This window comes from Dactylosporangium sp. NPDC049525 (assembly GCF_040676755.1).
In the GTDB taxonomy this organism is placed as follows: domain Bacteria; phylum Actinomycetota; class Actinomycetes; order Mycobacteriales; family Micromonosporaceae; genus Dactylosporangium.
Genome location: NZ_JBFAPO010000136.1, coordinates 1 through 5,350, shown reverse-complemented (window position 1 = coordinate 5,350; position 5,350 = coordinate 1). Strand labels below are relative to the sequence as shown.

The 5,350-nt window shown below is 74.7% G+C and carries 7 protein-coding genes; 3 read left to right on the top strand and 4 right to left on the bottom strand.

Going from position 1 to position 5,350, the window contains the following annotated elements:
• Both AB0K00_RS57510 and AB0K00_RS57505 read left to right on the top strand, forming a co-directional pair.
• Positions 1-652, top strand: a 652-nt coding sequence (locus tag AB0K00_RS57510; protein ID WP_363540147.1) for an enolase C-terminal domain-like protein, incomplete at its 5' end; no start/stop codon positions are given.
• Positions 649-1,548, top strand: a complete 900-nt coding sequence (locus AB0K00_RS57505) for a C40 family peptidase (RefSeq protein ID WP_363540145.1) — start codon at positions 649-651, stop codon at positions 1,546-1,548. The genes AB0K00_RS57510 and AB0K00_RS57505, both read left to right, overlap by 4 nt.
• Before the next feature lie 31 nt (positions 1,549-1,579).
• Here the strand turns inward: AB0K00_RS57505 and AB0K00_RS57500 are convergent, their stop codons facing one another.
• Together AB0K00_RS57500 and AB0K00_RS57495 are read right to left on the bottom strand one after the other, a co-directional pair.
• Positions 1,580-2,368 (bottom strand): hypothetical protein, encoded by a 789-nt coding sequence (locus AB0K00_RS57500; RefSeq protein ID WP_363540143.1) that lies wholly within the window; start codon positions 2,366-2,368, stop codon positions 1,580-1,582.
• Positions 2,369-2,486: 118 nt separating this feature from the next.
• Complete coding sequence (locus AB0K00_RS57495) at positions 2,487-2,765, bottom strand: hypothetical protein (RefSeq protein ID WP_363540141.1); 279 nt, start codon at positions 2,763-2,765, stop codon at positions 2,487-2,489.
• Positions 2,766-3,196: 431 nt separating this feature from the next.
• On the opposite strand from AB0K00_RS57495, the gene AB0K00_RS57490 reads away from it, so the two are divergent.
• Complete coding sequence (locus tag AB0K00_RS57490) at positions 3,197-4,003, top strand: hypothetical protein (RefSeq protein ID WP_363540139.1); 807 nt, start codon at positions 3,197-3,199, stop codon at positions 4,001-4,003.
• Between the two features lie 43 nt (positions 4,004-4,046).
• On the opposite strand, the gene AB0K00_RS57485 is transcribed toward AB0K00_RS57490, so the two are convergent.
• On the bottom strand, positions 4,047-4,250 hold the full coding sequence (locus AB0K00_RS57485) for a hypothetical protein (protein ID WP_363540137.1): 204 nt from the start codon (positions 4,248-4,250) through the stop codon (positions 4,047-4,049).
• A partial coding sequence (locus AB0K00_RS57480) for a hypothetical protein (RefSeq protein ID WP_363540135.1) occupies positions 4,247-5,350 on the bottom strand: 1,104 nt, incomplete at its 5' end. The genes AB0K00_RS57485 and AB0K00_RS57480, both read right to left, overlap by 4 nt.

Here is a 5,350-nt window from a genome sequence, read left to right as displayed (position 1 = left end):
CGGCGGTGGCGCCGCTCGGACGTCCGGGACCTGGTCGAGGTCCTCGTCCCGGCCGTCGGCAAGGACGTGGTCACCATCGAGGAGCAGAGCCCGGGTCCGCGACGTCCGCGCGGCCGCCGGCCCCGACGCGCTGCTGCGGCTGGACGCCAACCAGGGCTGGACCCCGCGGCAGGCGGTCCGCGTCATCCGCGGCATCGAGGACGCGGGGCTGGACGTCGAGCTCGTCGAGCAGCCGGTCGCCCGCCACGACCTCGACGGGCTCGCCTGGGTCAGCGACCGGGTCGGGGTGCCGATCCTCGCCGACGAGGCCGTGTTCGGCGTCCGCGACCTCGTCGAGGTGATCCGCCGGCGGGCCGCGGACCTGGTCAACGTCAAGCTCGCCAAGTGCGGCGGCATCGGTCCCGCCCGCACCCTGCTGGACCTGGCCGCCGCGCACGACATGGGGACCCTGATCGGCTCGATGATGGAGACCCAGGTCGGGGTGGGCGCCGCGGCGAGCCTCGTCGCCGCCTACGGCACGACGGCTGTGTCGGACCTCGACGCCGCCTGGTGGCTCGCGTCCTCGCCGGTCCAGGGCGGGCCGCGGTACGAACGGGACCGCGTGCACCTGCCCGACCTGCCGGGCCTCGGCGTCACCCTGGCGGACCGGTGAACCCGGCGGCGGTCGGGGTGGCGGTCGCGACGCTGTGGGCGGCGCCGGACCGGACCCGGCCCAGCGACGCGGCGGCCCTGCGGGACGAGCCCGACATCGGCGCGTGGATCGCCGCGATGACACCCGAGGAGCAGACCGGCAGCGGCGTGGTCACCCAGCTGCTGCTCGGCGACCCCGTGCTGGTCGACGAGGTCCGCCCCGACGGCTGGGCCCGGGTGGTCGCACCCGGCCAGCCCGCCGGGGGGCTCGACCCGCGCGGCTACCCGGGCTGGATGCGCGCCGCGCAGCTGACCGGACCCGCGGCGGAAGGCGGTGCGCCGCGGGTGGTCGACGCGGTGACGACCGCCCTCACCGCAACCCCCGCCGGGGCGGTCGTGCTCCCCGGCATCGCGCTCGGCACCCTGCTGACCCCGGCCGGCCCGGCGGCGGACGGCTGGCTGCCGGTGCGGGTCGCCGGTCGCGACGGGCCGCTGTGGGTTCCAGCCGGCGACCTCGCGCCGGTGCCGCCGGGCCCGCCGGCGGGCGACGAGGTGCTCGCCGTGGCCCGCCGCCTGCGCGGCGCCGTGTACGTATGGGGCGGCCTGTCCTCCCTCGGCATCGACTGCTCCGGCCTGGTCCACCTGGTGTGGCGCCGGCTCGGGGTGCGCCTGCCCCGCGACGCCCACGACCAGTCGGCCGCGACGACCCCTGTGCCCCGCGGCCGCGAACGCCCCGGCGACCTGTACTTCTTCGCACGCCCCGGCGCACGGGTCCACCACGTCGGCATCGTCGTCACACCGCCCGACGGCACCACGCCGGGACGGATGCTGCACGCGTCACTGCGGTCGCACCGGGTCGTCGAGGAGCCCATGCCGCCGGAGCGGGCCGCGACCCTCACCGGCATCCACCGCCCCTGACCGCCGCCGGTCACCGGCCGGCGGTTGCGGCTCAGCGGCCGGAGGTCAGGTTCTCCACGACGGTGCGGTGGGCGCCGGGGTCGACGGAGAACGAGCCGTAGTACGGGAAGTTCATCTCGATGACGAGGAAGAGGTTGGTGGCGATGACGGCGCCGGCGAAGCCGAGCAGGAGCCGCCGGACAACGGGGTCGTCCAGGCCGAAGAACGGGCACAGGAACAGCAGCGCCCCGGTGGCCATGAGCACCCCGATCCACATCACGGGCGACATCTGACGCTCCTCGGCCTCGGTCTTGGCCTGCTGGCGGAACTGTTCGGCCCGGCCGATGGTCCCCATCGCCTCCTGGACGAACGCGCGCTGGGCCTCGGTCTCGGGGCGCAGCGCGGCGACGACCGCCGTCAGCCGGTCCAGGTCGGCGATGCGGCGGCCGTCGGGGCGGGCGCCGAGGTGCTCGTCCCAGCCGTCGACGATGTCCTGCTCATACCGGACGATCTCGGTGACGACCGAGCGCTGCACGTCGGCGCCGAACACCGCGCTGCCGGCGACGAGCGGGGTGAGGCTCACCGCCTCGCTGCGCACGGTGTCCTGGGCGTCCTTGTAGCCCTCCCACAGCGACACCACGCACAGCCCGATGACGATCGCGTAGGCGACGCCGACGGTCGCGACGATGACGCCGGTGACGTCGTTGTACCGGCGCAGCCGCTCGTGCGGCAGGCCGCGGTGCACGAGCACGTCGACGGCGAGGGTGAGGGCGGGCAGCCCGGCGACGACGACCAGGCCGACGAGCCAGGCCGGGACGTCCCGGACGAGCCAGAGTTCCACGCGGTCATACGGTAATCCGCGGAACGCGGCGACGACACAGAACGTTGGAACCCGACCACGCTGCGTGACACACGACTACGTTGGTCCGGGACCCGTGGGCCTGTCTCGCCGACCGGCGTCAGCCGCCGCAGAAATCCAGGATGCGCAGCGTCTCGGCGGCGATCCGGTCGATCGTCGCCGGGTCGGCCAGCCTGAGCGTTGCCTGCTCGGCACCGAAGACGATGCGCACGACCGCCCGCACCACGTCGCGCGGATCGTCGCCAGCCCGCAACCGGGCCTGGATCGCGGCGACCGCGGTCGAGGCGAGATCCGCCAGGCGCGCGTCGTCGGCGTCGCACCGGTCGATCAACGCCAGCGCCGGCCGTTCGCACCCCAGCTCCCGGGCCGGATCAGGCACTGCGGACTCCCTTCCGAATGGTGTTGGCGTCAGCCTGCCGGAACCGGCCTGCGGCGCAAAAGCCTACAATGCAAAAGATCCCACGTCGGTGGTGCAATGAAGAGCTTTCGGCCTGCCTCCGTGCCTATCCGTGGACATCGACATTGACCGGTCGGCCCACCGCTGCGCTGAACGGCTGGCCCCGCACGACCGATATCCTTACGCGCCACCGGTCGCATGATTGGCCAGGTGCGGGCCTCTGTCAGCGGATGCGCCGGGCCCCGCCGGACCGACTGGTCATTCGCTGGACAACCCGCCGGTAATGATCGTTGCGGCGCCGGATCGGGGGTCCGTAGAAATACGTACATTGAACGTCGACGACACAGAGATCGGCAATCCCGGCGTTACGCTGCCCGGGCTCACGGGGTCAGCAACGCCGAAAGGAGAAACCGGTGTCGGCCGAAGACGATCTCGTTCAGGAGCTGGTCCGGGTCCGTCGTGGATGGGGGTTGCAGGACCGCGATCTCGGCAAGCGGATCGGTCCCGTGCTGGCGCGGATCTGCGGAATCCAGGCGACGGACAACGACCGGCAGATCCACGACCGGGTCCGGTTGTGGCTGACCGCCCGCAGCGCCGAACTTCCGCCGGAGCTGGCCCGGGCCGCGCTGGTGGCGTTCGCCCTCGATCGCGACCGGCAACACCGGCAGCTGTCGCAGCGCATGGCGCACCTGGCGGCGGAGCAGCTGTGCGCGCCGCGGACGGTCCGCCGCCGCGTCGATCACGCCACCCGGCTCATCGCGCACGCGGCGCTGCGCGACACCACCACGGTGCAGGACGACGCGCAGCCCGGCTGGCGGCTGCGGTCGCTGCGCACCGTGCTGCGCCTGGACACCGTCCGGCCCGAGCTGCACGAGACCCGCGAGGTGGTCGCGATCGGCGAGCACGGGCTCGCGGCGCTGCCCGCCGTCCACGAGTCGAGAGTCGCCCACAGCACGTCGGCGCACGCCCACTTCACCCTGCTGCCCCTGGTCCCGTGCGACCACATCACGCTGGAGGTGCGGTTCGGCCCCGAACGCCGGCCCACCGGTCTCTGGCGGCTCGACGGGGTGCCGCCGTGGTCGTTCGACGACGTCGAACCCGCCCGCTGGCCGGTCGAACAGCCGCTCCTGCCCGACCACACGGGTCAGGTCCGGCTGGTCTTCGAGAACCTCCAGCAGCGGCACGGCTACGGCCTGATGTGGATGCCGCCCTCGGCGTGACGCCGCCTTCACCATTGCGACGAGACCCCGGCGGAGCCACCGCTCACGGCGCCGCGCCGTCGTCGGGCCAGCCCGCCGGCCCGGCCCGCATCGCCCGTACCCGCCGGATCCGGTTCGTGAGGTCGACCGCCACCGCCTCGGCCTCGACACCTTCCTCGAGCCGCGCGGCGACCGCGCAGCGCAGTTCGCGCAGCAGCATCTCCCCGATGGCGTTCGACCATTCGGGCGACTGGTTCGACATGGTCACCGCCCCCGGTATGTCAGCGGCGCCCACAGGGCGGGGGCGGCCAGGTCGGCGGTCCTGGCGGTGACGGCCAGCTCGGCGGGCAGATCCGGTGGGACCGTCCGGTCCCGGGCCAGCATCCAGCGCTGCACCGATCCCACCGCCGCCGCCGGCGCCGCCCGCTCGGCCACGAGTTCCCGGTGCAGCATGAAGTACGCCAGCGCGGCGACCGGCGCGGCGACCGGCCGCAGCCAGCCGACCACCCCAGTGCACCCGGCGGCCAGCAGCGCCGAGGCCACCGCGCCGAACGTGTCGGCGTCCGACGGCGGCAGGACGACCAGCCCGCGCACCGCCCGCAGCGCGCCCGGGTCCAGCACGTCGCCGTCGGCGAGCAGTACCGCCGCCGGCCCGGACCGCAGCTCGCAACCGAGGTGCGTCATCGTCGCGCGGGCCAGCCGGGACACCAGGTCGGTGGCGGTGCCGGCACCGTCGACCGGCTCCGCGGCCCGGCCCAGGCAAGTCGAACGCGGATAGTACCGCTCCCGCAGGACCATGATGTCGATCATTTCGGCGGCGCGGTCGCCGCGTGGGTTGACCACGAAGACCGGGTCGGCGTCGACCGGCCGGACGTCGCGCCCGGCGAGGCGCACGACCTCCCCGCCGCTGCCGACGCGGGACACGTCGAGCTCCTGGACGAGCCGCCGGCCGGACCCGGTGCGGGCCGCGGGCACCGCGATCCCCGCGAGGCCGCCGGTCGCCGCGACCAGGACGCGGGGAAGCCCGCTCGCGGTGCCGCGGTCGAGCCAGCGTTCGGCGATCGCCGACCAGGTCGGGTCGTCGGCCACCAGCGGGTCCGTGACCGGCACGTTGGCGGCCACGTCGAGCCGGTCGGTCGCCGCGTCGAGGCACAGGACCCCGACAGTGCGCCCGGACCGGTCGGTGGGGTGCAGGTACATGAGCGCGGTGGCGCCGACGGCCCGCAGCGCGGCGCCGACCTCGGCCGGCTCCGGGGGCGCCGGCGGCGGGGTGCCGCGCGGGGCCAGGCCGATCAGGGCCGCGACGACGTCGTCGACGAGCGGGTCGACCGGTGCGTCGGCGGGTGCCGGGCCGGCGCCGGCCGCGGC